Raw genomic sequence first — 23,587 nt, 5'->3', positions numbered from 1 at the left:
CAAGATGAGATTTCCCATGGAGTTAATCCAGTAAGACCCCTTAGAGATGATGAGGTTGATAGGTCTGGTGTGGAAGCGTGGTGACACGTGGAGCTGACAGATACTAATCGGTCGAGGACTTATCCAAAACATTCTTGATACGTTTCTAAAAGCATTATCTAGTTTTGAGAGAACTATCTCAAATCTGAACTACGATAACCTTTTGGTAATCCGATGTTCAATATATAGTCTGGTGGCGATAGCGAAGAGGTCACACCCGTTCCCATGCCGAACACGGTCGTTAAGCTCTTTTGCGCCGATGGTAGTTGGGGGCTTCCCCCTGTGAGAGTAGGACGTTGCCAGGCACCCTAAAAGCATTCCGTAATGGAATGCTTTTTTCTGTGTATAAAAAGTAGTAGGGCGCTGAAGAGCACTGTTCCGGAGGAACAGAGTCTTCTTTGAATAAGCCGATGGTAACATCGTGAGTAAGCTACTCTGAAACAACATCATGTCCCCCTGTGAGACGAGCTGTTTCTCTTCGTAAAACAGCATGAGACTCTTCTAAGAGAAGCTTCGTGATCAACGTAGCCGTAGAAGAGAAATAGCCGAGCCAGGACGTTGCCAGGCGGGCACGCTCCGCACAAAAAGCAGAAGGTTAGGGGCGTGCGTAATAATAATGCAGCAGAACCAGCATCTTTTCCTAAAAAGGGCGAGGTTAAGGATTCACGTGACATTAATGGAGCAACAGAACAGCATCTTCATCGAATAAGCTGATGGTTACATCATCTTGGTTTCAACAAATGTAAAGAAAGATCGATCGAGCCTTTTGCCAGGCGATAAAGAAAAATTAGCGCCATTAATTTTATTAGCTATAAATTTTTTAGGTAAAGCTTCCCAACTTTACCTCATATTTCGAACTACTACTTACAAACTAGCAATTTATCCTCTGTATTTAAACTAATTATTAGCGTGCTTCTTTTAGTTTTCTTTTCTTTTTGTTGGCACGTGCGGGTGTATAACCGTTGGCATAAACCGTACCTTGACCAATTTCTAGCTTTTCAATGAGTTCTTCATGACTTGAAACATTGTTGTATTTGCAGGCTTTTAGATATACCTGCGCTGCCACTTGTGCATCCTCAAGCGCATGGTGGTGTTTAAAATCAATCTGTAAATGTTCTGCGACCACATTCAATGAATAGCTATGCAGACCATGCCATGTTTTTTTAGAAACATTTACGGTACAGTTATAAGAAAAGGAAGGGTAATCAAAGCGATACTCATCTAGTGAGTATCTTAATACAGACATATCAAAGCTTGCATTATGTGCAATAACGAGGTTTCCTTCTAATAAATGGGAGATATCCTTCCAAACATCACTAAATGATGGGGCATCTTTCACATCTTCAGACGTAATCCCATGGATTCTTACACATATTGGGTCAAAGTACATATCGTTTGGTTTCACTAATTGGTAATATTCTTCAGTAACCTCGCCACTTTTTACGACAACAAGTCCAATTGAACAAACACTCGATCGGTTCGTATTAGCTGTTTCGAAATCTATTGCAACAAAATCCACTCTTAGTCCTCCTAACAAACATTCTCTAGTAATATTTAAGTATAACGTAGGTTGAGAGTATTTTACATAAAATAATTATGTAATAGCCTTTCAAATAGAGGGGGAAGTCAGGACAGGTATGATCTACGCTTGTTCAAAATTGAAAGGGCTATAATGTGAAGGAAGGTGGTCTATTTCCTCATTAAAAATGAAGTACATAAAAGAGAACAAAGTAACGTTCAGATACGTTTGCATCTTATTGAGTTTAGATTTATAGTTTAGTATAGTTGATCGACTTATGGGAGGACTTTATGAACTTACAAACCGTTATTGCATCCGTAAGTGTTATGGCTATTATTATGATGATTGGAGTTTTAATTGAAAGAAAAACAAAGCCAGGAATACAGGCAAAACAACTTATCATACAAATACTAATTATTGTAGCTGTCCCGAGTGTTATTTTAAATGCTATTTTTCAAACCGATATAAATGAAGACGTTCTTTCACAAATGGGTTTGATTTTCTTAGTTTCTTTAGTAATAAACGGTTTAGGGATTTTACTTGGTTTGTGTGTTGCCAAAATAATGGGATTTACTTCATTAAAAGCACGTCAAATTGCGGTCCTATCGGGGTTAGGAAATACGGGGTTTATCGGTATTCCTTTATGTGCAAGTATATTTGGTCCGTTGGGAGGGTTGCTAGCTTCGATTTTTGATGCAGGAATGGCATTAACTGCATTTACTCTTGCTGTATTATTGTTACAAGAAAAAGTAAGATTTTCTTTGGCTAATTTCAAACCATTGCTAAATCCGCCTGTTTTCGCAATCACTTTTGGGTTGTTATTTGCAATCAGTGGTTTAGAGGTACCGAGTATAGTTAAACAGGTAACTGGAACATTAGCCGGGATTGCTGCCCCACTTGCTATGTTATATGTTGGGTTATTAATACCATCCATTTTCCATAAGGAAAAAGTAGGAAGTTCGTTACAAGTGAAAAATGTTGCGTTGCCTATTTTCTTGAAGCTTCTGTTGATGCCGATTGTTACGTTACTAATAATGAGGGGAATTCCAATGGATACCCTTATGAAGGAGTTAATCATCATACAATCTGCTATGCCAACATTAACACTAGCAACGGTTTTATTTGTTCGATATTCTGATGGCGATAGGTCTGGTTTGATTACGGTCGTACTATCTACTGCTTTATCGCTATTATCAATTCCTGTTATTGCTTTTTTTATTCAATTGCTATTATAAACGTTTATATATAAATAGGTTAGTAAGGAAGGGAATTATCAGTCTTCTCTACTAACCTATTTCTTTATTTAGCTTACTTTTTTAGCAGATTTAAATTTTTTAACAGGGTGAAGCTTAAAGCGTACAAGAGGCAACTTTAGTTGATTATTTACAATTAAAATACCAATGATTACTAGTAAGAGAGACACAAAAACAATTGGATAAAGGGTTTCGCCTAAATAGAAAGAAGACTGAAGGACACCAAAAATAGGAATTAGAAAGTAGTACATAGAAATTTTGCCAACACTATTATACTTCATTAATGTGTTCCAAAGAACAAAGGCTACGGCTGATACGAATGCTAAGTAAAGCAATAATCCTAGGGAGTGAGGAGTTAAGGTTAATGGACCAAATCCTGAACCAGGTCCACTAATGAGAATGAGAACGAATGAGCCAAGTAACATTTGGTAAGAAGTTAAATAAACTGGATTTAGTTTTGTTGCTTTATTTTTAGCTATAATACCACCAAATGCATTTGACATAGCAGCTATTAATAGAGCCACTGTACCAAAGCCAAAAGAAAAAGATAGATTCCCATTTCCTGTAGCTAGTATAACACCAATAAACCCGAGTGTTAGTCCTATAGATTTTTGCCAATTTAATCGGTCATTCGTATACAGATAATGGGCCATGATAATAGAAAAGAATGTTGTAGATCCTGTAATAATGGAGCTTTCAATACCCGTACTAAGACTAACTCCAATATGCAACATTAAATATTGGAGAGTTGTTTGAAAAAAACTAAGTTGAATAATAGCGGGGAAAGAACCTTTAACAAAATGAATATTTCTTTGTTTAATAAAGAGAAAAAGAAAGAGAAGGAGTGAAGCTAAAAAGAAGCGGTAGCCTGCAAATAAAATTTGAAGAAATGTGTCTGTCTCTTGGATTTCTAATGCATCATAAGTGATTTTTATTAGTGGAAAGGAACTTCCCCATAGAAAACATACAATACTAGCTGTTAAAATAATTCCAAATTGATTTGTGAAAAAACGTTGTGCATTCATCATTAATCGTTCCTTTCAGGCGTTGAGGTGTTTGCTACGAGTTAGTATATAATGAGAATTAAGATAAGGGAAATGAATGTTTTTAATGATTTGCATGAAAAAGATTCATGAAACCTTTAATAAATTAAGTGGGTAAGTAGGTGGCACAATGAGTATAAATAGATTTGAGATTTTAAACAAAGCTGTTGAATTAGGGAGTCTAACCAGGGCGGGAGAAGCATTGAATTTAACCCAATCAGCTATCAGTCATGCTATATCTAATCTGGAGAAAGAATATGGATTTCCTCTTTTAATTAGAAATCGCTCTGGAATAACAGTAACTCTTGAAGGTGAGAGGACTTTACAATATATGCGTGAAATTTTGCAGGTGAATGAGAAGTTACAACAAGAAGTTGCTGCTATTAATGGGTTAGAAGTTGGGACTGTTAGGGTAGGAACATTTACAAGTGTTTCAACCAATTGGCTGCCAGGAATTATGAAACTGTTTCAACAAGAGTATCCGAACATTACCTTAAAGCTATTTGAAGGAAATTATTTTGATATTGAAAATTGGTTAGTAAATGGAAAGATTGATTGCGGATTTGTCACACTACCTTCCAATGAAGGTTTTAATATTTTACCGTTAAAGACGGACCGAATGCTTTGTATTTTGTCTGAAAAACATCCATATGCGAATCAAGAGAGAATCTCTTTTAAACAATTAGAATCGGAACCTTTTATTATGCAAAAGGTTGGGGGAAATAGTGATGTACGCAGAATTTTCAGCGAACATAATGTAAAACCAACTATTAAATATGAACTAGCCGATGACCATGCCATTGTTTCAATGGTGCAGAATGAATTAGGAATAAGTGTTCTTCCAGAATTAGTCTTAACTCAATTACCAAAAGGAGTTAATCTTTTAGGCTTAGAGAGAGAAAGTTTTCGTTTAATCGGTATTGCATCTGGATCTCAGCTGGCTCCAGCAACAGCAAGATTTATTTCTACAGTGAAATTATGGGTAGATTCATTGTAGCCTTTGTTTGTAAATTGTAAATAAATGTGTTGTTTTTTATAATAGATTATGTGTGAAAGGACATGAATGATTGTTTAGCCTTTTTTTGCGCTGGAGTATACATATATTGATTGGATGAATATTCTTATAGTAAGAAAATAAAAAGGAGTGAGTCTAATTAATACCTATCGTGAGTGGCTGTTAACACATCAAGAGCAACTGCTAGAGACGTACCACCACCTCCACTCGATTGCAGAGATTAGCTGGGAAGAAAAGATAACTACACAATATCTTTGTAATAGAGTGGAGGAACTGGGCATTCCGTTTTCTACATTTTCTGATCATACGGGATTAGTTGCAACGTGGAGTGGAGAACAAGAAGGCCCTATTATTGGGATCAGAGCGGATATAGATGCTTTGTGGCAAAATGTAGATGGCCAATGGAAAGCGAATCATTCATGTGGTCATGATGCTCATTCAACTATGGTGTTGTATGCAATCAAATTGTTAAAAGAAGAAGGGTTTCGCCCAAAAGGGACGATAAAAATCATCTTTCAACCGGCTGAGGAAACTGGTAAAGGCGCAAAAGCTTTAATTGAAAAAGGGGTATTAGACGATATCAATTATTTAATCGGTATTCACGTTAGGCCCGTTCAAGAATTATATGTAAGACAAGCATCGGCTGCTATATATCATGGGGCAACGATGGTTCTTAAAGGAAAAGTAAAAGGTTTGCAAGCTCATGCAGCTAGACCACATCTTGGTATTAATGTACTGGATTCTATTGCAGCGATTATTCAAGCAGTGAACTCTATTAAGCTCGATCCGACTATCTCTAGTTCTGCTAAAGTGACAATGGTACAAACAGAAGGGAAGAATATGAACATCATTCCAGATGAAGCAGTATTTGGTTTGGATTTACGTGCGGAATCGAATGAAGCTATGGATGAACTAGCAAATAAGGTGAAAAGAGCTATTATTGCTGCTGCTAATATTAACGGGGCAGAAGTCGAGCTTGACACAATGGCTAAGACAGTCGCAGCTGTACCAAATCGTTTGATGGAGACTATTGTTGCAGAAGCAATAGTGGAGGTGTTAGGAAAGGATGGGCTAGCACAACCTCTTGTTACTCCAGGTGGAGAAGATTTCCACTTGTATGCTGTTTCCAAGTCAAGTTTGCAGGCGACGATGGTAGGACTTGGTGCTGATCTAACTCCAGGCTTGCATCATCCAAATATGACGTTTGATCTGTCAGCCTTACAAGACGGTGTAGAAATTTTGGCTAGATCACTTAAGAAATTATTTGAACAAGCTTCTAAATAAAACGAAAAGAGCGTCCGGGGAAGACGCTCTCTTTGTAGAAAGGAGAGGAAATGAATCAGCGTGATGCTTGTCTAGGTGATGTCACTAAACCAACACCTTTTCAATAGCTGATAGATAAAGCTTGCCTCATGCTGAGGTTAGTACATCATATGTAAAAAGAAATCAGGAGGAATAAATAAGAGCGGAACTATTGTAAGAACAAACGAATGTACTGATTCATAAGTGGAGAAAGGAAAAGAAATGGATAATCGAAAGAGACTGCGTGACTTAGGAATTAAGATTGGAAAATTTAAAACAGGTAAGTTAAATAGCATTACTGATATACGGGATGTCACAGTGGGACATAAAACCATTATGACTAATTTACCTAATGGACGTTCAGTAAGAACAGGTGTAACGGCTATCCTGCCTCATAAGGGGAACTTATTTAAGGAAAAGGTAATAGGAAGCTCTTATATAATTAATGGTTTTGGAAAATCAACGGGAACCATTCAGCTCGAAGAATTAGGTGTTCTTGAAAGTCCGATTATGCTTACGAATACTCTTTCAGTTTCATCAGTGACAGAAGGAACCATTCGGCATCTTTTAAATGAAAATGATGACATAGGTCATGAGGCGGGTACTGTAAATGTTGTTGTTGGTGAATGCAATGATGGATTTCTTAATGATATTCGTGGTTTACATGTAAGACCAGAACATGCAACAGAAGCTATTTTATCTGCAAACAAAGATGTAGAAGAAGGGTGCATTGGTGCTGGAACAGGGATGTCATGTCTTGGTTTTAAAGGAGGCATCGGGACAAGTTCGAGAGTAACGACTGTCGAAGGAAGTGATTATACGCTTGGTGCCCTCGTCTTAACAAACTTTGGAAAAAAGGAGGATATCCTCTTACCAGGGTCTAATAAACGTATACATAATGATAAGGAAAGAAAGAACCTTCCTGATGGGTCAATTATGATTGTTTTAGCTACTGACGCTCCTTTTAATGAACGCCAATTAAGGAGAATATCAAAGCGGGCAGCTTTTGGTCTTTCGAGGACGGGTTCGTCGGCCGCACATGGAAGTGGAGATATTGTTCTCTCTTTCTCAACTGCCCATAAAATTCCTCATTACTCAACAGGGCCAACACAATCTTTTTCGTTTTTGGTTGAAGATGGTCCAATCATCTCAGATTTCTTTGAAATGACTGTTGAAGCGGTTGAGGAAGCGATCTGGAATTCAATGTGCAAAGCAACAACGATGGTAGGTCATAATGGGAATGTGAGTGAACAGTTTCCTTATCATTTATTATTGAACTGAAAGGGTGGGGAGAATGCGTTTTGTTACATACGATGTAGAAGGAAGAAAATATTTTGGTTTGAAACGAGAGAATGTTGTGATTGATTTACAGTCACTTTCTAAAGAATTTGAAGGTGGTGAAATTCGATCGTTTATGAAGGAGATGAAATCCTTTATCGAAGCGGGCGAAGAGGCGATAAAATACCTTAATGCACTTGTCGGTTATTTTGATCAAACAGATGATATAAGGCCTCGTGTGAGCAAACAAATCCAAGATATAAAGTTACTTGCGCCTATTGAAAACCCAGGGAAAGTGGTTTGCGTTGGAAACAATTATATGGACCATTGTATTGAGCAAAATGTGGAACCACCAAAACAACCACTCATTTTCTCAAAATGGCCATCTTGTATTATTGCTAATCATGAGGAAATTGAGTTGCCCGAAGAATCAAAGCAAGTAGATTTTGAAGCGGAATTAGCTGTTGTTATCGGGAAGAAGGGGAAACAAATATCTGAGGACGAAGCTCTCGATTATATTTTTGGATATACCATCATGAATGATGTAAGTGCAAGAGATGTTCAATTTGGTGATGGCCAGTGGGTGCGGGGCAAATCATTTGATACGTTTGCTCCATTAGGACCAGTACTTGTTAGCAAAGATGAAATTGAAAATCCTCAACAATTACATATTAAATTAGATGTGAATGGTGAGGTATTGCAAAATTCAAATACAAAACATATGATCTTTTCGATTCCCTATATTATCTCTTATTTGTCAAAGGGATTTACTTTTGAGCCTGGGGACGTCATAGCAACCGGAACACCGCATGGAGTTGGCGTGTTTCGAAACCCGCCAATTTTCTTGAAAAAAGGAGATACTTGCACGATTGAGATTGAAAAAATTGGTATACTTCAAAATAAAGTGAAGAATAATCATTGCATTTGATATGCACACAGATTTTGCTTCCTGAATTGCTGACTATAGGACCTGATATGAAAGAAGGAAAGAAACGATTATGTTTCTTTCCTTCTTCTAAATTGACTGCCTCTTTGGCTTATTTTCAGGTGTTGCAATTTGGCAGCAATACGACTCTCAGCCTTTGCTGTTTCATGATAATCAATTTCAATATGTTGAATCGTATCGCCTTCTATTTCAATGTTCAACCAAGTTCCTTCTATGCTTCCATTAGGCAAAAAAGATGAGTGAACTACAAATTCTTTTTGTAATGACTCTACTAAAATAACACCATATTTGTCATCAATAATTCGGTCAAGAACTCCTTTTACCATGGATTATCCTCCTATACAAGCTAGGTTTTCTTCTTTAATATCGGCCACTCTTGCTGAACCTAATCCACTAATTTGATCTAAATCTGAAAGAGTTTCAAAAGGGCGTAATTGTACTACTTGCATGGCTCGTTCAGGACCAATGTGGATAATTTCTTCAAGAGCAGTCACTGATGCGTCATTAATATCAATGCAATCTATAATGCTAACTGGATCTTTCGATTCAACCGAATTCGCAAGGCTGGTTTCAGTCGCATTTGTTTGAATGGTATAGGTTTGTCCATCAGTAGAAATGATGATCGTACCATGATCAAATGTAGTAAACAAATCTATCTCCGCCCTTTGAACCCGATTTATAACTTCCTCGTGCGGATGTCCATATTGATTCTGAATACCTGCAGAAATGATGGCTACTTCTGGATCAACTGCTTCTAAAAAAGGTGAAGTGGTTGAAGTGCGAGATCCATGATGTCCAAGCTGCAGAACGGTTGCCTTAAGAGAATCTCCTCTATTTATCATGGCTTGCTCGGTTTGTTCCTCCGCATCTCCAGTAAAAAGAAAGGAAATGTCACCAAATGTTACACGAAGTGAAATGGAACCCTCATGAAGATCTCCTGTTAACTCTTCAGGATTAAAGACTTCTAACAATAGTGGTCCGATGTCATACACTTCACCTGCTCGGGGCTCATGATAAGATACTCCACTTTCTATGATAGCATCTAGTACTCGCTCGAAAGTTTGAGAAGTCGTTTCATCCCCAGACATCCAAACTTCGGTAACGTCAAACTTCGATAAGATTTGGTCCATCTGTCCAATATGATCTGCATGTGGATGGGTCCCTATAAGGATATCAAGGTGTGTAACATCCTTTTTATCCAAATAAGTAACAACATCATGATTATTCCAATCCCCGGCATCAATTAAAATGTTATAGTTCCTGTCATCATCGGAAAGTTCGATTAATGTTGCATCAGCTTGCCCGACATCGATGTAATGAACATGTAAATGATCGTGTCGATTATGAGCGTCTGTTGAATGGGTATTCGCATTTGTGGTAGTCGGTGCTTCCGTGCTTGAATGAACAAAATTAGGTTCTGAAGAAGACGTTGTGCCACAAGCTGAGATCATAATCAGTGCGATAAAGCTTAGAAATAGTTTACTAACTCTTGCCATAAAATCCCCCTAGGATGACTGAAATCTATTGTTCTTCTAATTATACGGTACGAGATTTTCTCTATCAATCCTTATTCGTGTATAATAAATAGGAGAAATAAAAGTGAGGAGAAAAAGGATGATAGATTTACGAAGTGATACAATAACGAAACCGACAGAGGCTATGAGAAAAGCAATGTATGAAGCAGAGGTTGGGGATGATGTCTATAACGAAGATCCGACGATTAGTCAGTTAGAAGAGCTTGCAGCAGATCTATTAGGAAAAGAGAAGGCCTTGTTTGTGACAAGTGGAACGCAAGGAAATCAAATTGCCGTGTTGAGCCATTGTGTACCTGGCAATGAAGTTTTATTAGAAAAGGATTCTCATATTTTTTATTACGAAGGTGGAGCGATTTCTGCGTTTGCTGGGGTTCAAACACGAACTATTTCTAGCATAAATGGAGCGATGGACTCTGCTGACGTCCAATCTGCTATTCGAGGAAATGATATACACGAACCCGAAACAGGATTAATTTGTTTAGAAAATACTCATAATCGTGCTGGTGGCGCCATCGTTCCTATATCGAATATGGAAGCTATTTTTAATGTTGCAACTAAGGCTCACGTTCCTATCCATTTAGACGGGGCACGACTTTTTAACGCAGCCGTAGCGGAAGGCAAGACAGTGAAGGAATTTACCCAGTTTACAAGCACTGTACAAATTTGCTTATCAAAAGGACTTGGAGCTCCTGTTGGTTCCATTATCGCGGGAAGCCATGAGTTTATTACTAAAGCAAGAAAATGGAGAAAGCGTTTAGGGGGAGGTCTTCGTCAAGCTGGCGTGCTAGCTGCTCCAGGAATAATCGCTCTTACAGAAATGGTCGATCGTTTAGCAGTGGATCACCAGCATGCTCAACACTTCGCAGAAGGAGTGAAAAACATAACAGGAATATCCGTTATTAACGCTGTAGATACTAATATTGTGTTAGTTGATACAACAGCAAAAGGGATTACCTCTAAGGAATACATTGAACGTCTCAAAGAAGAAGGCATTTTAGCTGTTTCATTTGGTCCAACAACAGTGAGATTTACTACTCATTATGATGTAACCAAAGAGCAAATCGAACAGGCACTAGTGGCGCTTCAAAAAATATAGTCTGGAAAAAACCTGCAATGAGTACGTACTCAGCAGGCTTTTTCACATTCAGCTCTAAATTTGTCTGTGTTTTCTTAAGCGTACTAGTATGTGGAAAAGCTCTCAAAAATATAAATGTAAGAGTACATTGAAAAAGGGAGGGTCACATATGTATAGAGGTGAAGTGAATCAGCATTACAATCAAATAAGAAATGTTAATTCTAGTGCAGTTCTTAAAGTAGTGGGAGAAGGTCGTATTTCTGTTACCCCTGATCGTGTGGAAATCCTTTTAGGAGTCATTAGCGAAGAAGCAACAGTAGCGAGTGCTCAACAGACAAATGCTACTTTTATTTCAGGTATTATTCAAGCAATTCTAAATTTAGGAATAAGCAGAGATAGAATCCAAACGTCAACCTTTCGTATTGATCCGCAGTATGATTATCTAGAAGGAGAACAAGTGTTTCGGGGTTATCGTGTCGCTCATTTACTTAAATTAACGTTAGACCAAGTGGAGCAAGCGGGAACCGTAATTGATGTAGCTGTAGAACAAGGGGCCAACACTGTTGCTTCTATTATTTTTACGATAAGGGACCCATCTACAATATATCAAGCTGCATTGGTGCAAGCAATTGAAGAGGCAAATCAAAAAGCTAGTGTGATGAGTAATGCGATAGGAGTGGCGCTGCATCCTATCCCGATTAAAATGACAGAAATTAATAAAACAGCACCAATCCCTTACTACCCAGCAGTCTTATCGGCTCAAGTGGGAGCAACGCCCATTCAAGAGGGAGAATTAACGATATCAGCTGCTGTAGAGCTAGAATACACTTACTTAGTTTGAGTGAAAAGAAAGAAAATTTAGATTTGCGAAAGAATGAGAACTTCTGGTATGATAAGCAAATTAATGCTTATCAATGGGGGAAGGGAAAGTGAATCAAGCAAGAACATGGATTTTTCTTATTTTAGCTACTTTGTTTTGGGCAGGTAATTATGTGTTTGGAAAGTATGTAGTTGCTGAGCTGACACCTGTTTGGATTACTTTTTCTAGGTGGGTGCTATCATTATTTATTTTATTACCGATCGCAATAATCGTAGAGAAACCAGATTGGAAAAAAGTGAAAGAGTCTTGGCTTACTCTTCTACTGTTAGGTCTTTTGGGAATTATTGGATATAATATTATCCTATATACTGCACTAGGGTATACGTCTCCAACGAACGCAGCATTAATTAGTGCTGTAAATCCTGGATTGATAGTCTTGTTATCAGTCTTTTTATTAAAAGAATCATTGACTAAAATACAGATAACAGGGTTATTTGTTTCGTTATTTGGTGCCTTAATTATCATCACTAGAGGAAATTTGCTGGGGATTTTTCAAATGGATTATAACCGTGGTGATTTGTTAATGATTGGAGCCGTTATTGTTTGGACGTTTTATTCTATTATCGGAAAGCGAATTTCTGTTCCACCTATAACAGCCACAGCGGTCTCTACTTTTTTAGCAATGGTGGTACTTGCTCCCTTTGCCTTTTGGCAAGGAATTGACCTAGCACAAGTGAGCTCAATCTCCATATACGGAATCCTCTACATGTGTATCTTTTCGTCCGTCTGTTCTTTTGTTTTTTGGAATATGTCAGTACGAAAAGTGGGCGCAAGTCAAGCTGGAATCTTTTTGAATCTCATTCCTGTCTTTACAGCGCTCATTAGTATGGCTTTGGGTGAAGCTATTTTAACTGAGCAAATAATAGGTGGTTTACTAGTATTTATAGGCGTTTACTTAACATCTGGTATGCTATCAAATCGGGTTGGCCATTGGAAACGAAAAAAAGAATACTCAAAGGGAGCATAATTTTATACAATTGTTTGCAAGAGAGAAAAGCATTCTACAATTCATGGTAGCAATGCTTTTTTTGTTTGTTTCTAGCAAATTACCACGAAAAAAAGATTGGAATATTGACATAAAAAAACGACTTTCTTCTTGTTTTGTCATGTGCTTGATTACGTGGTTCCGTTCATAGTAGTCTTTTCATAGACTGATAAGTTAAAGGGAGATGACTAACGATGAATCGAATTCTTATTTCCATTTTAGGGGTAATCGTCATAGGAGTTAGCTTATATTACATAGTGTTTCAAAGTGGAAATGAAGGTGCAACGGCTGAACTAGAAGCAGAGGAATTGCAGGTAGCAGAACAAAACGAAGATGAATCAAGAGATAGAGAGTTAGAGGCGGCAGCACACGAAAAGGGACAGGAACAGGTTTTACAACAAGTGGCCTACCAACAAAACCAAGAACAAATAGTAAAAGAAATCATCGCTAGACAACATCATTATTTAAATAATTTAGCTGGTTGGGGAAATGCAGAGAATATGGATCCGACTGCACTTGTTAGCGACAAGGAATGGAAACAACTCCATGAAGATATTGTTTGGTTAAAAGAAGACGGTTTTGCTAATTCTGCCGTTGTGACTGATATAGAAAATGCGCAGCAATTATTTGAAGTTGCAAGTACAGGTGATACATCTTCCTTGCTATACTTACATCGTACTTTTCATGATTTGGATGCGGAGATGAATGATCAGGAAGTGGATAAAATTTGGAATGTTACTCATGCTTTCGGAAAGCCATCTGAACAAGAACAATTGCTTTCCTATTTAACGGAGGAGCAAACAGAGTAAGATTGTTATCTTACGCATTTTTCTGCTAAAAAAATATAGCTTTCCATTAAGAATTTGACATCATGGTATAATGGTTACTATTGAATAGCAGTGATGTGGAGGAAGAGCATGAGCCTACAATTTTATACTGGAAAGAATTTTTGGAAGTCACCGTCGGAATACAAACCAAGTGAAAAGGTAACGAAAACAAAAGTAAAAGAAATTGAAAAGCACTTAGGTGTAGTATTGCCGATCAAATATGTGTCATTAATGGAAGAGCAAAATGGGGGAGAGCTTTCTTATCGCTATGTATTGTTTGAAGATGGTGATGCAGCTATCGTACCGTATTTCCATGAGCTTGAAGTAGAGACGGGGGTTGGGTTATCACCTGTTTTTGTTGATGAGTTCGGATTACCTGATGGAGTTGTTGTGATCACAGGTGATTTTCATTCATGGCTTGCCCTTGATTATCGTGAAGACAAAATGGATCCTAAAGTGATCTATATTACAGAAGACGATTCAGGCAATGGTACGTGGCAAGAGCATTACTTAGCGAAGTCGTTTGATGAATTTACAGGACGTTTATTTAAAAAGGAGTAACATCCTATAAAAGAAATCATCTTTCTTAAGGAAAGGTGATTTTTTTATAGGATGTTGTTGATGTCGCTTATTCTATTTATACTAGGAGAGTGTTTGGCGTATGAGCCTTATTGATTCCAAGGAGGTATAGCATGGGAGGCATAGACATCATTCCATATGACAAGAGTATGGAAGAAGAAATCCAAAAATATCGTTTAAAAGACGGACAAGAGATGTTCGTGTTGCACCCTAAGACGGCGATTGATCTCTGTTGGGGAGATGAAGAAAGACAACCTTTTGTTCTAATGATCAGCGCCAAGATTGTAGGTTTTTTTATATTACATAGTGGAGAAGGAGTCCGTCCATTTAGTAAACAAGCTAATGCCGTATTGTTACGGGCTTTCTCTATCGACGCTCTAGAACAAGGAAAAGGATATGCCAAAACAATTATGCGGACATTGCCTTCCTTTGTATCCTCTCGTTACCCAGACGCAAAGGAATTAGTCCTAGCAGTAAATAAAAAAAACAATGCAGCACGTTCGCTTTATGAAGATGCCTATTTTCATTTTACAGGTAGATCTATGGATGGCAGAAGTGGGATGCAAGATATAATGGTATATCAATTGAGAAAAAATACGAAAGTGAGGCGATGAGTTTGAAAAAGAAAAAAATCACAGTTATTGGTAGTGTGAATATGGATTTGATTACAACTACCTCCACCCGTCCTAAAGTAGGAGAAACCGTTTTAGGAGAGGGTTTTACAACAATACCTGGAGGGAAAGGAGCAAACCAAGCGGTTGCTGCAGCTAGGTTGGGTGCAGATGTCACGTTCATAGGATGTGTTGGACAAGATGTGTTTGGTCAAGAGTTACGAGAGAATTTTGCAAACGAAGGCATCACTTTTTGTGAAGCCAATTTGGCGACAGAAAGGCATACAGGTATTGCATCAATTACGATTAGTAGTCAAGATAATAGTATTATTGTTGTACCAGGTGCCAATAAAGAGGTAACTCCATCAAACATTGAAAAATTTGCTTCCGTCATTACAGAAAGTGATTTTATATTACTTCAGCTAGAAATCCCACTAGAGACAGTAGAACATGTTATTAAGATGGCTAGTCAGAAAGGTACTCCACTCATTGTAAATCCTGCACCATATCAAGCGTTATCGAAGGAATCATTAGAGAAGGCTACATATTTGACTCCGAATGAACATGAAAAAAAGCAGCTGAATGTAACTGAATTAATGAAAGATAAGCTTGTTGTCACGAAAGGAAGTCAGGGTGTCTCTTTTTGGGAACAGCAAAGATACATTACGATTTCAAGTTATCAAGTTGATGTTGTTGATACAACTGGTGCAGGTGATGCCTTTAATGGAGCGTTAGCTGTTGCTTTATCTGAAGGATCTTCATTAAAAGATGCTTGTCAATTTGCATCAGCGGTCGGGGCGATAACAGTGACGAAGCTCGGAGCACAAAGCGGGATGCCTAATAGAAGCGAAGTAAAAGCATTTCTTAAACAATATGAAGCAAAGAAATGAGAATGAACATAAAAAAAGGCATGGAAAAAGTGAACTGAAAACCACTTTTTTCGTGCCTTTTATTACAAATAATCAATTCTAGTCATGATCACAATGAAAGTAATTGTTTAATGTCTTCCGCGCTTAATGATTGCAAACTTTCTTCTCCTGGTTGAATAATAGAGTCTACCAGTGCTTTCTTCTTTTCGTGCATGGTAACAATTTTTTCCTCAATTGTTCCATTGGCTATTAATTTAATAACCTGGACATTCTTTGTTTGGCCATAGCGGTAGACTCGATCGGCAGCTTGCTCTTCAATCGCTGGATTCCACCATGTATCGTAAAGAATAACGGTATCTCCTCCGATTAAATTGAGGCCAGTACCACCTGCCTTTAGTGAAATGAGAAAGAGTGATTTTTCCCCATTGTTAAACCGCTCTGCCATCTCAACACGAGCCTTTGGCGGAGTTTGTCCGTCAATATAATGGTATGACCAACCTTTTTCATCGAATGACTTTTTGATAATACTAAGCATGGAAGTGAACTGGGAAAAAATCACTATCTTTTGCTCGGATTGTAAACCTTCGTCTACATACTCAAGCAATCTCTCCATCTTTCCAGACTCATATGAAGATAATGGGTCAATTAGGTTTGGATGACAGCAAATTTGGCGTAATCTAGTTAAGCCGGCAAGGATCTCAATTCGTTTTTGTTGAAATTCATTGCTTTTAATAGCTGCATCAACGTCATTAGTCAATTGTTTCACTTGAGCAACATACATCTTCTTCTGATCTGGACTGAGATCTGTATATTGAACAGATTCTAGTTTGTCAGGTAACTCAGATAACACATCTCGTTTTAATCTCCTCATGATAAATGGACGTACTCGTTGCGAAATCGTCTCAGTTGAAAGCTCTTTAAATTGTTTCTTCGTCCCAAGTACCCCAGGTAAAATTGTATGGAATAGGGAGAATAATTCATCCTGATGATTTTCTATAGGAGTTCCGCTTAAGGCAAAACAACAACTTGATTGTAATGTACGTACCGCTTTCGTTGTCTTCGTTGCATCATTTTTAATCGCTTGTGCTTCGTCTAAAATTACGGTAGAAAACAAATGAGATTCATACAAGTCATAGTCCCTTTGAATGAGTGGATAAGAAGTAATAAATACATCAACTTTCTCACTTTCCTCGATTAACGCTTTTCTAAATTGCTTTGTCCCTGCTATTACAGCCACTCGTAAAGTAGGGGCAAACTTTGTGATTTCCTTTTCCCAATTATAAATTAAACTGGCTGGTGCAATGATTAATGCTTGAAACTGGGCTTGTTCTTCTTGCATCGCTTGGAAAAAAGCAATTGTTTGAACCGTCTTACCAAGTCCCATGTCATCAGCTAATATTCCACCAAGTCCAATTTGAGAAAGAGTTCGTAACCAACGAAACCCAGTTACTTGGTAGTCACGTAATTGTGCATGTAGGCTAGATGGAACAGTCCAATCACTATATTCAGGAGTTTGGATATCTAATAATAGTTGATGGAGTTTCTTAGATACCCGTGTTTGACCATCCTGGCGATCGAGTTCAAAAGCTTTATGCAACGGGATTGACATTTCTTTTTGCAGTGACCGTTTTGGTGAAGCAATGGTATGAATGGCATTTTTTACTGAATCAAATCGACTATGATTTAATTGAAGATAAGCCCCAGACGATAATTTATAATATTTTTCATTTGTTTGCAGCGCTTGAAGGACATTCATGATGTCTTCGTCAGCAATGCCTTCCATAGAAAAGGAAACATCAAGCCAGTTCGTCTCATTGTTTACATCAAGCTGAACCGAAGGAGTAGATGTTGGTGTAGCAATGACACTTCTTACAGCTGAAGTAGTAAATACATCCATTTCTTTTTGTAAAATAGGAAGTTGTTCAAATAAAAATGGTACAATTGCGTCCCAGCCATTCAACGTGAGCAGACCGTTTTCTACATGAAAGTTGGTTTGCTTCAATCTTGTTACAATTCGTTCTTCTTTTTCAATATCGCGAGTGATAATCTTTTCATTTGTTTCGTTTGTTACTTCATATGGATTACGTGCATGTTCTCCGTATTCAAAAGAGATCTTCCCTGTTAATGTTCCATTTTGTAAATCAAGATAAAATTTAGCCATTAATGGTTTGGTTTCAATGGCACCTTGTAATGCTTCCGATAAGCGAACTTTCGCAATGGTTTGTAAGGAAGGTAGGACATAGGAGCAAAAAGCTTCCAGTTGTTCTTTCGGAATCACGTCTAATTCATTTGCTCCATTTACTTGTTCTGCTATGATGTGTAAATGTCTAGCTTGGTTTTGTTCTAATTGATAAATGGTATTCTCATGCAAAAGGATGCGAAAACCTTCGTTAGCAAAATCAAATTCATGTGCATTTTCACTTACGAGTTTAATTTGTGAGTCGTTTTCTTCTGTTTCAAGACTACATAGTAATAATTTCGTATCACCTAAAGGCTTAATTTTGCTTTCTTGTGCTTGAAGTACTCCATCCACAGTTAGAACAACGGATTGGTCTTTAAGAAGTTCCAAATACGATTGTAAACTGATTTCAGGAATTTCATACGATCGTTTTTGGCTTGAACGGTAATAATAATAGTCATCTTGATTCGCAGCTATAATTTCGATGTGTGTATATAATTGCTTGAAACATTCTATGTCACGTTCGCTTAGCAAATGAAGTTGCGGGTCATACGAAAAGTTCGGTGTAAATGTATAACTCTCGTCTTTTATAAAGGCGCGTAAGAATTCTTCTATGTTTTTAACAACATATAACCGCTTAGTCCCAATTTTAAGTCGAAGCTCGACTTTATCTATGAGATCACTGTAAGAGGTTCTAGAAAATAGCAACTCATACTCAACTTGTAATAATTCTCGCTCTACTGTTGTTGCTAGAGAGCCTGTCGAAAAGATTTCTTGGAATTTTTCCAGCATTTTGCTGCGTTTTTTCATTGGGGAGGGGAGGGGGGAAACGGTCCCTCTTTCTTCGCTCCATTCTTTAATGGCAAACAACATCGCAACAATATGCTTACAAGCACCAGAATAAGTGGCTGCTGCTTCACAATCACAGGAGTACGAGAGAGATTCGGTTCCTCTAATGGTTACTTCACATTCATACAACAAAGAACCATCTATAAAGGCAAAATACGTATGTGAGGAAGGTTCGTAGTCGAGATCTGCTACTCGCTCCAAGCGAAAATAATTAATTCCTCTATTAAACGTAGATTGATTTGTTGCAATTGATAAAATATAGGTAGCGGTTAGCCACGGATAAATCATGAAAAGGTGCCTCCTCTTTAACAATGACCATATCATATCATGTTAAACAAGGAGGAGACTAGCTTCTTGTATCATAATAGACTTAAATAGATATGAGGGAACATATGAAGTATTTTTTTGAATATGGATTTGAGTATGCATATAATGGAACCTAGTTCATCTTCAGTTAATAATTAAGTGGTATCCTAACTATGCAATACTCATGCTAGTATGCAATAGTAGGAATTGAAATGAACGGAGTGAACATTGTGAATAAAATCTTAGTAGTAGATGATGATACTCATATCCGAAAGTTAATTAGATTGTATCTAGAAAATAGTCAATTTATTGTATTGGAAGCCTCAGATGGAAAAGAAGCGTTAGACCTTTTATCGCATGAACAAGTAGACTTAGTCATTGTCGATGTGATGATGCCTCATATTGATGGGATAGAATTAACGGAAGACATACGTTCTTTTTTAAATATACCGATTTTGATGGTAACAGCCAAAGGAGAATCTCAAGATAAAGTAAGAGGATTTCATGCTGGCACCGATGATTATTTAGTGAAACCTTTTGACCCTGTAGAATTAATACTTAGAGTGAAAGCGCTCTTGAAGCGTTATCATATTGTTTCAGACAAGATGGTGACCGTTGGTTCAACGACCATTGATTTAGAAAAGCTGCTTATCTCTTCTAATGACGTTACGGTCAATTTAAAGAAGAAAGAGTGTGAATTGCTATTTGTTTTAGCTAACTCTGTTGGGAAAATTTTTACCCGTACGCAATTAATAGAACAAATTTGGGGCTATGACTATGAGGGAGACGAACGAACAGTTGACGTTCATATTAAAAGGTTACGAGAGCAGATGCAACCTTTTTCGGACTTAACCATTACGACAGTTAGGGGTCTAGGATACAGGTTGGAGGAGGTGTAATTGCTGAAACGAAGTCTTTATGTACGAATTGTTGGGACCTTTATAACTGTAGTGGTCCTCAGTGTGCTTATATCTTATTTTACAATGTCATTCTTTTTTCATAATGAAGTTATATTTGATGAGGAAGTTAAAAATGTAACATCTGGTGTTGCTGAAATAATCGAGCTTACGGAACTAGAAGATGTTCCAGCGCTAGTAGAAACATTCCAAACTTACTACTTCAATATAATGATATTCCATGAGTCGGGGGAACCACTACTAGATCAATATCCCTCGATCCCTCTTTCCGATAGTAGTATTATAGATGTGTTTTATTCAGCGGAAGAAGATCCCGTTATCCTCCCTCATGGGAAGCGTGAAGCATCAAGGGTTGCAGGCATCCCTATTGAAATTGAACAAGAACCTTATGCTTTGTTCCTTCATTTAGATTATGAAGAAGAAATGCTCAGTATAAAAAAACTCGTTGTTTCGTCTTTGCTTTTCGTTCTATTGATTGGCAGTTTGTTGATTTTGCTCGCTTCTCGGCGATTAGTTACCCCTATTAAAAAGTTAACAAATGCAGCCAAAGAAATGGCAAAAGGAAATTTCTCTGTTCGATTAAAAAGCAAAGATAAAGATGAAGTGGGAGAATTAATAACGAGTTTTAATCATATGGCTAGTGAAGTTGAAAAGATAGATAAAATGAGGGAAGATTTTGTTAGTAGTGTTTCTCATGAAATTCAATCTCCCTTAACGTCTATCAGAGGATTTACGAAAGCAATTCAAGATGAGGTCGTACCAAAGCAAAATGAGAAAGAATATTTAGATATCATCTATCAAGAGACTGAACGATTGTCTAGGCTGAGTGAGAATTTGCTGCGTCTTGCTTCTCTTGATTCAGAGCATCATCCATACCATCCTGAAGTATACAAACTGGATGAGCAAATTAGAAGAACCGTTCTTGCTACTGAACCGCAATGGAAAAGCAAAAATCTACAAATTTTGTTGGAGCTAGATACTGTAGAAATTTACGCTGATCAGGATTTATTGGAACAAGTTTGGTTGAATTTGTTTATTAATGCAATTAAATATTCACCTCCAGAGGGAGAGATACACATTCATATACAGGAGGATACGTCAGGGGTTAAAGTAAGTATTAAAGACTATGGAAAAGGGATTCCAGAAGAAGCCATACCTTATTTATTTGACCGCTTTTTCAAAGTTGATAAAGCGAGAACCAATTCAATAGCTGGAAATGGTCTTGGTTTGTCCATTGTTAAAAAGATAGTAATGATTCATCATTTTTCAATAGAGGTTAGCAGCAAAGAAGGAGAAGGATCCGTTTTTACAGTGTTGATTCCTAAGCAACAGAATGATACTGGTCAAACTTCTTGATTTATTGAAAATTTAGTGATACGATTCTTTTATTACAGGTACATTTTTCTAGTAGAATATTTTATAAGAAAGAATATTTCTATTGGTTACTAGATTAATGGTTCTAGTAATAAAGTGAATATGGTTTCTTCGGGGCTGGGTGGAAATCCCGACCGGCGGTGATGAAGCAATGCTTCTTAGTCCGTGACCCGACTCTTTATTCATAAGAGGCGGTGGACCTGGTGAAAATCCAGGACCGACAGTGAAAGTCTGGATGGGAGAAGGAACGGAACGGTTTAACGTTTTTTAAGTATGTATGTAAAAAACATACTTATCAATCAAGGGGAGTAGTCTATCCTTTTTTAAACCGTATGAGCGTCGATCAATGGTTTGGTTGTACGTTTCTTTCGTGAACTTTTTTAATGCGTCAGCCCTAGCACATTTTGTGTCTAGGGCTTTTATGTATATCTGAAGCAATGTGAGGGATCAACATGAATGATGTGTACTATATGAAGCTCGCTCTTGAACTGGCAAAGAGCACCAAAGGTCAAACATCCCCCAATCCAATGGTTGGTTCAGTAGTGGTTAAAGACGGAGTCATCGTAGGTATGGGGGCTCACTTACTAGCGGGTGAAGGCCATGCTGAGGTTCAAGCATTAACAATGGCCGCGGACAAAGCAAATGGTGCAACAATTTATGTTACGTTAGAACCTTGTAGTCATTATGGGAAAACTCCTCCATGTGCGGATTTAATTATTGAAAGAGGTCTAAAAAGGGTCGTTGTGGCAACAGGAGATTCAAATCCAGAGGTGGCCGGTCGCGGTTTGGCTAAACTGAAAAATGCTGGGATTGAAGTGGAGTTTGGCATTTGTCAAGATGAGGCGAATGAATTAAACGAAGTGTTCTTTCATTATATGAAAGAACAACTCCCCTTCGTCACGCTTAAATCAGCTACCACTCTTGATGGCAAAACGGCTACAGTAACTGGTAAAAGTAAATGGATCACAGGTTCAAAGGCACGTGAAGATGTTCATCGTTATCGGCACGAGCATGATGCCATTTTAGTTGGGGTTGGAACGGTTCTTGCTGATAACCCTTCGCTTACCACTCGTTTGGCGACAGGTGGAAAAAATCCAATTCGAGTCGTCTTAGACCGTACGTTACGAACACCACTAGATGCAACCCTTGTACAAGATCAAGAGGCCCCGACTTGGATTTTGACAACTGAGCATGCATCGAAAGATAAACAGGAGAAGTTAGAACAATCTGGTGTTCACGTTATACGTATGCCTGATGATTCTATTGAAACGGTATTATCCATTCTTGGTACAAAAGGAGTACTGTCTTTATTTGTGGAAGGCGGTGCCGAAATAAATGGCAGTTTTGTCAAAGCACGTGCAGTAAATCAAATAATTACGTATTTGGCTCCAAAAATATTCGGAGGTAAGGCAGCGCCAACAGCTGTTGCTGGGGCAGGAATTGAAGATGTGGAAGAAGCTATTGAATTAGAAGTCAAAGAAGTGACAACGATAGGAACAGATATTAAAATTGTTTCACGTTTGAAAGGGAGTGAGTGAGTGTTTACAGGTATTATTGAAGAAGTAGGCCACATTCAGGAGATGCGTTCTAGTGGAGAATCAATGGTCATGAAAATTGGTGCGACTCGTATTCTTAAGGATGTTCATCTTGGTGACAGCATCTCGGTTAATGGTGTATGCCTTACTGTTACTTCTTACTCTCCTTCTTATTTCACTGTTGATGTTATGCCTGAAACAATTCGAGCTACGAGCTTACGTGGATTAGGGCGAGGATCACGAGTTAATTTAGAACGAGCTATGAGTGCAAATGGTCGCTTTGGAGGACACTTTGTATCTGGTCATGTTGATGGGACAGGAACCATTCTAGCCAAAAATCCTGAACAGAATGCCGTCTATTATCGAATAGGTGTAAATAAAGAGTTACGTCATTATATGATCGAAAAAGGGTCAGTTGCCGTTGATGGTACGAGTTTAACGATTTTCGCTGTTGATGATGAAAGCTTCACGATTTCGATTATTCCTCATACGATTGAGGAGACGATTATCGGAACAAAAGGTGTAGGTGACATTGTCAATATTGAATGTGACATGGTAGGGAAATACATTGAGCAGTTTATTTCTAGACGATTTGAATCTCCTAAAAAGCAAAGTTCATCATTATCAGAGAGTTTTCTTTCTGAACACGGATATAAATAATAAAAAGGATG

The 23,587-nt window shown here is 37.8% G+C and carries 21 protein-coding genes, 2 rRNA genes and 1 riboswitch; of the genes, 18 read left to right on the top strand and 5 right to left on the bottom strand.

The window, feature by feature from the left end; translation table 11 throughout:
• Window positions 1-127, top strand: a 23S ribosomal RNA gene (locus tag N0O92_RS07725); the annotation flags it as partial.
• Between the two features lie 101 nt (window positions 128-228).
• Window positions 229-344, top strand: a 5S ribosomal RNA gene (gene rrf, locus N0O92_RS07720).
• A gap of 599 nt (window positions 345-943) precedes the next feature.
• On the opposite strand, the gene N0O92_RS07715 is transcribed toward rrf, so the two are convergent.
• Window positions 944-1,558, bottom strand: a complete 615-nt coding sequence (locus tag N0O92_RS07715; protein WP_315614090.1) for a 3'-5' exonuclease — start codon at window positions 1,556-1,558, stop codon at window positions 944-946.
• 290 nt (window positions 1,559-1,848) lie between these two features.
• On the opposite strand from N0O92_RS07715, the gene N0O92_RS07710 reads away from it, so the two are divergent.
• Window positions 1,849-2,793 carry an AEC family transporter gene (locus tag N0O92_RS07710; protein ID WP_315614089.1) on the top strand — a complete coding sequence of 315 codons (945 nt, stop codon included), beginning with the start codon at window positions 1,849-1,851 and terminating at the stop codon, window positions 2,791-2,793.
• A 68-nt stretch (window positions 2,794-2,861) separates the two neighbouring features.
• Here the strand turns inward: N0O92_RS07710 and N0O92_RS07705 are convergent, their stop codons facing one another.
• Window positions 2,862-3,836, bottom strand: coding sequence for a DMT family transporter (locus N0O92_RS07705; protein ID WP_315614088.1), 975 nt, complete (start codon window positions 3,834-3,836; stop codon window positions 2,862-2,864).
• Window positions 3,837-3,984: 148 nt separating this feature from the next.
• On the opposite strand from N0O92_RS07705, the gene N0O92_RS07700 reads away from it, so the two are divergent.
• The 4 genes from N0O92_RS07700 to N0O92_RS07685 all read left to right on the top strand — a co-directional run bounded on the left by N0O92_RS07700 (window position 3,985) and on the right by N0O92_RS07685 (window position 8,377).
• Window positions 3,985-4,851 (top strand): LysR family transcriptional regulator, encoded by an 867-nt coding sequence (locus N0O92_RS07700; RefSeq protein WP_315614087.1) that lies wholly within the window; start codon window positions 3,985-3,987, stop codon window positions 4,849-4,851.
• A 147-nt stretch (window positions 4,852-4,998) separates the two neighbouring features.
• Window positions 4,999-6,153 (top strand): M20 peptidase aminoacylase family protein, encoded by a 1,155-nt coding sequence (locus N0O92_RS07695; protein ID WP_315614086.1) that lies wholly within the window; start codon window positions 4,999-5,001, stop codon window positions 6,151-6,153.
• A gap of 240 nt (window positions 6,154-6,393) precedes the next feature.
• A complete protein-coding gene (locus tag N0O92_RS07690) occupies window positions 6,394-7,452 on the top strand; it encodes a DmpA family aminopeptidase (RefSeq protein WP_315614085.1) in 1,059 nt (352 codons plus the stop codon).
• Between the two features lie 13 nt (window positions 7,453-7,465).
• Window positions 7,466-8,377 carry a fumarylacetoacetate hydrolase family protein gene (locus N0O92_RS07685; RefSeq protein WP_315614084.1) on the top strand — a complete coding sequence of 304 codons (912 nt, stop codon included), beginning with the start codon at window positions 7,466-7,468 and terminating at the stop codon, window positions 8,375-8,377.
• 68 nt (window positions 8,378-8,445) lie between these two features.
• Here N0O92_RS07685 and N0O92_RS07680 read toward each other — a convergent pair whose 3' ends face one another.
• Window positions 8,446-8,721, bottom strand: a complete 276-nt coding sequence (locus N0O92_RS07680) for a DUF3006 domain-containing protein (protein WP_315614083.1) — start codon at window positions 8,719-8,721, stop codon at window positions 8,446-8,448.
• 3 nt (window positions 8,722-8,724) lie between these two features.
• Window positions 8,725-9,891, bottom strand: a complete 1,167-nt coding sequence (locus N0O92_RS07675; RefSeq protein ID WP_315614082.1) for an MBL fold metallo-hydrolase — start codon at window positions 9,889-9,891, stop codon at window positions 8,725-8,727.
• A 118-nt stretch (window positions 9,892-10,009) separates the two neighbouring features.
• On the opposite strand from N0O92_RS07675, the gene ltaE reads away from it, so the two are divergent.
• The 7 genes from ltaE (at window position 10,010) to rbsK (ending at window position 15,777) form a co-directional block, all read left to right on the top strand.
• Window positions 10,010-11,026: a low-specificity L-threonine aldolase gene (ltaE, locus tag N0O92_RS07670; RefSeq protein ID WP_315614081.1), complete on the top strand. Its 1,017-nt coding sequence runs from the start codon at window positions 10,010-10,012 to the stop codon at window positions 11,024-11,026.
• 148 nt (window positions 11,027-11,174) lie between these two features.
• Window positions 11,175-11,846, top strand: a complete 672-nt coding sequence (locus tag N0O92_RS07665) for an SIMPL domain-containing protein (protein WP_315614080.1) — start codon at window positions 11,175-11,177, stop codon at window positions 11,844-11,846.
• Window positions 11,847-11,934: 88 nt separating this feature from the next.
• Complete coding sequence (locus N0O92_RS07660; protein ID WP_315614079.1) at window positions 11,935-12,852, top strand: DMT family transporter; 918 nt, start codon at window positions 11,935-11,937, stop codon at window positions 12,850-12,852.
• Window positions 12,853-13,064: 212 nt separating this feature from the next.
• On the top strand, window positions 13,065-13,679 hold the full coding sequence (locus N0O92_RS07655) for a hypothetical protein (protein ID WP_315614078.1): 615 nt from the start codon (window positions 13,065-13,067) through the stop codon (window positions 13,677-13,679).
• A 108-nt stretch (window positions 13,680-13,787) separates the two neighbouring features.
• Window positions 13,788-14,258, top strand: a complete 471-nt coding sequence (locus tag N0O92_RS07650; protein WP_315614077.1) for an SMI1/KNR4 family protein — start codon at window positions 13,788-13,790, stop codon at window positions 14,256-14,258.
• A 131-nt stretch (window positions 14,259-14,389) separates the two neighbouring features.
• Window positions 14,390-14,890, top strand: a complete 501-nt coding sequence (locus tag N0O92_RS07645; protein WP_315614076.1) for a GNAT family N-acetyltransferase — start codon at window positions 14,390-14,392, stop codon at window positions 14,888-14,890.
• Between the two features lie 2 nt (window positions 14,891-14,892).
• Complete coding sequence (rbsK, locus tag N0O92_RS07640; protein WP_315614075.1) at window positions 14,893-15,777, top strand: ribokinase; 885 nt, start codon at window positions 14,893-14,895, stop codon at window positions 15,775-15,777.
• Window positions 15,778-15,865: 88 nt separating this feature from the next.
• On the opposite strand, the gene N0O92_RS07635 is transcribed toward rbsK, so the two are convergent.
• Window positions 15,866-19,072, bottom strand: coding sequence for an SNF2 helicase associated domain-containing protein (locus N0O92_RS07635; RefSeq protein WP_315614074.1), 3,207 nt, complete (start codon window positions 19,070-19,072; stop codon window positions 15,866-15,868).
• Window positions 19,073-19,320: 248 nt separating this feature from the next.
• Between N0O92_RS07635 and N0O92_RS07630 the strand changes: the two genes are divergently transcribed.
• The 4 genes from N0O92_RS07630 to ribE all read left to right on the top strand — a co-directional run bounded on the left by N0O92_RS07630 (window position 19,321) and on the right by ribE (window position 23,576).
• On the top strand, window positions 19,321-19,989 hold the full coding sequence (locus N0O92_RS07630) for a response regulator transcription factor (protein ID WP_315614095.1): 669 nt from the start codon (window positions 19,321-19,323) through the stop codon (window positions 19,987-19,989).
• Entirely contained in the window at window positions 19,990-21,363 is a 1,374-nt protein-coding gene (locus N0O92_RS07625; protein ID WP_315614073.1) for a sensor histidine kinase, read from the top strand.
• 121 nt (window positions 21,364-21,484) lie between these two features.
• Window positions 21,485-21,632: riboswitch (FMN riboswitch) on the top strand.
• A 201-nt stretch (window positions 21,633-21,833) separates the two neighbouring features.
• The gene (gene ribD / locus N0O92_RS07620; protein ID WP_315614072.1) at window positions 21,834-22,919 is read left to right on the top strand and encodes a bifunctional diaminohydroxyphosphoribosylaminopyrimidine deaminase/5-amino-6-(5-phosphoribosylamino)uracil reductase RibD; all 1,086 of its coding nucleotides are present in this window, start codon (window positions 21,834-21,836) and stop codon (window positions 22,917-22,919) included.
• Window positions 22,920-23,576: a riboflavin synthase gene (gene ribE / locus N0O92_RS07615; RefSeq protein ID WP_315614071.1), complete on the top strand. Its 657-nt coding sequence runs from the start codon at window positions 22,920-22,922 to the stop codon at window positions 23,574-23,576.
• Window positions 23,577-23,587: the final 11 nt, after the last annotated feature.

Origin of the sequence: Alkalihalobacillus sp. MEB130 (assembly GCF_032335535.1) — a bacterium.
In the GTDB taxonomy this organism is placed as follows: domain Bacteria; phylum Bacillota; class Bacilli; order Bacillales; family Bacillaceae_D; genus Halalkalibacter.
The sequence above is the reverse complement of the archived record's forward strand: the minus strand, read 5'-3'. Positions and strand labels throughout refer to the sequence as shown.